Below are 2,560 nucleotides of genomic sequence, written 5' to 3' on the forward strand. Positions count from 1 at the left end.
TGAGCAAGACTCCAACCGAGAACCTCCAGGCAATGGTAGAGATGGCAAAGAGTCATAAATATTGATATTTATTACTTCTCCGGGTCAAATCCTTCATGTGAGTAGTCATCCTTTTTCTACCCGGAGAAGCTATTTTTTAATACAGTTTGTGACATTGAATTTATTAGAAATCTAATAAAGCCTGCAACATGTAATAGTCCTTTAAAAAAGTTTTAGTCTTTCATATTTACTCGCTAGTTTCCTGAATCTTATCTTCAACCATGTAACAATTGCTCTATAGTCATCTTTTTGTAATAAGATTTATAGTTAGATTCAGTAGAATTCCTATGATTCTTATTCCTGATGTTAATTTGAATATTACTTTTAATTGTCCTGATTTCAAATTCTTCCTAATGACAACAGAAGATTTCTGGGCTTTCAAAGATCAATGGATGCTTATCTCGTCCACTCTTTGTTCATATCTATTGCAAATTATCATACATATTGCAGATTATCATGGGTACCAAATATTGTACTAGCTTTTTCTTATATATTACCAGAGACCTTTTTAATGTGCAGGAAAAGTTCTGCAGGAGGAAAACATTGGATTTGAAAGAGGAAATAAAGGCTAAAGCCATGGAGAACGGGTTTCAACTTTTTGGTGTTTCAGACATAAAGAAACTGGAGGATGTGGAGTTTCCATCCGGACGAGGACTTGTAAGACCATCTGAACTAATGGATGATGCGAAATCTCTTATAGTCATGGGAATGGTGATATGGGACGAAGGTATGAACGCTGCAATAAGTACTCCCGGGACTGGTGATTTCAGTGGAGGGGAAGCAGAGTATTATAACTTATATTACGAAACTGTGGAAACGCGTGCTTGGAGGCTGGCCAGCTGGCTATGGGATGAAAAAAGTGTCAAGGCGGTTCCAACACATTCAGTTCATGTAAAAGTGGCAGCTTATCTGGCTGGCCTTGGCTTCATAGGTCACAATACGCAGGTAATAACTCCTGAATATGGTCCCAGAGTGCGCTGGGTAGCTTTACTGACAACACTTGAACTTACACCGGATCAGCCATTCCTACGGGACCTTTGTGCAGAGCAACCCTTGTGCCAGAAAGAGTCCTTATGTGTAAAATCATGTCCTTATGGTGCAATCATTCCAGGTCCGTCGCAGGGAGTCAGTCCCGGTGAAAAAGTGATATACGATAAATGTGTGGTATCCCATGAGCTTGAAAAGGATATACTGGATAAATGGGAGACGCATATCCGCAGAATAACAGAACGTGGATTTATGGAATGTACTATATGTAATCTTGCATGTCCCTATGGAAAAACTGTAGATGAGGACATTGTTCCCAGAAAAAGAGGACTTTCTTGAGGTCAAGAACAATTTACATTATTTTAAGAGAAGCTTATTTCGAAACTTCTCTTAGACATTTTTCTGCCTCCATTATAGATTCATAATTGGTTTTGTTATATTGATATTTTGGTTCTGTAGAAATCCTCAATATTCGGACAACAATGTCATTTAAAAATGATTTGATATGTGTTTCATGGTACTGTATTATATGCAACTTACGCCCAATGATTCTGATTTTAGTGGAAGTTTGACAAAGTTTGGATACAATAAATTTGCTAATTCTTTTATACGATAAGTGCTATTAGAGCATAATATTCTAAGCTTGAAAGAAATAGGGAACTTAAAAACTGGCTTTATTGCCTACTTCTCACTTGGTGTAAAAATGGAAATCGAAGATCTCGTTCTCTCTACTTTTGTTATTAGTGCTCTTGGATGTTTTTTCATCTATGCGATGACTAACCCTCTACCCTATAGTACTCAATTGGTTAAAACTTTGGCAATTGGCGGTCTGTGGGCCTATCTCTTTAAGAATCCTAATATTTTATAGAAAATTAGGCCTTGCTTCGATGCATATGGTACAAATTTCTGAAAATGCTGGTGTTTAGCACTTATTTATTTCCAAAAATCTCCAACTCTCACCAAAATTATCTCGTAATCTCCCCATAAAAACAAATGAACAGACAAAGATCAGTTCCACCCGTTTTTTCAAATAGGATTTCTACAGAGACTCTTTTTAAAATCTGTTAGATATTTTCCTCAGCCATCATAAGTATCTAATTTATTTTTGGCTTATCCCGTAGTCTGTTCGTATTCAAGTTCATTTTTGTAGATTTTCACGGTACGCCATTATTTTTGAATTTCCGTGGCACATGAAGACCATGTTACTAGAGTAGAATTCATTTCAATTCTAATAGTCTATTTTAATCATACTCTAAGATTATAACCGCGTTGTAATGATTCAAGTGTAACCAATCATTTTTCTCGTGCTAATGAATTCACATACATTAGACATATTTGATTGAGTTTATGATATATACGTTTTCTTCTTATGCTTTACTATAACTGATTGCTCTTCAAGTTCCAGTTTTTTTACTATCAACTGAAGACAAAAGGTGTGGAGGTATTATCATTAGCAAAGAAGAAATGTTCAAAGAACTCTCAGATGCTGTTATCACATGCAAGAACGATGTTGTAATAGCAGCTGTTGAGAAGG

Annotated in this window: 1 protein-coding gene; it reads left to right on the forward strand. The window is 36.1% G+C overall.

Annotated features, from left to right (window positions below; all coding sequences use genetic code 11):
• Positions 1-582 precede the first annotated feature (582 nt).
• Entirely contained in the window at positions 583-1,365 is a 783-nt protein-coding gene (locus tag QZZ23_RS14520) for an epoxyqueuosine reductase (protein ID WP_292471589.1), read from the forward strand.
• Positions 1,366-2,560: the final 1,195 nt, after the last annotated feature.

This window comes from Methanolobus sp. (assembly GCF_016278385.1).
Taxonomy (GTDB): Archaea; Halobacteriota; Methanosarcinia; order Methanosarcinales; family Methanosarcinaceae; genus Methanolobus.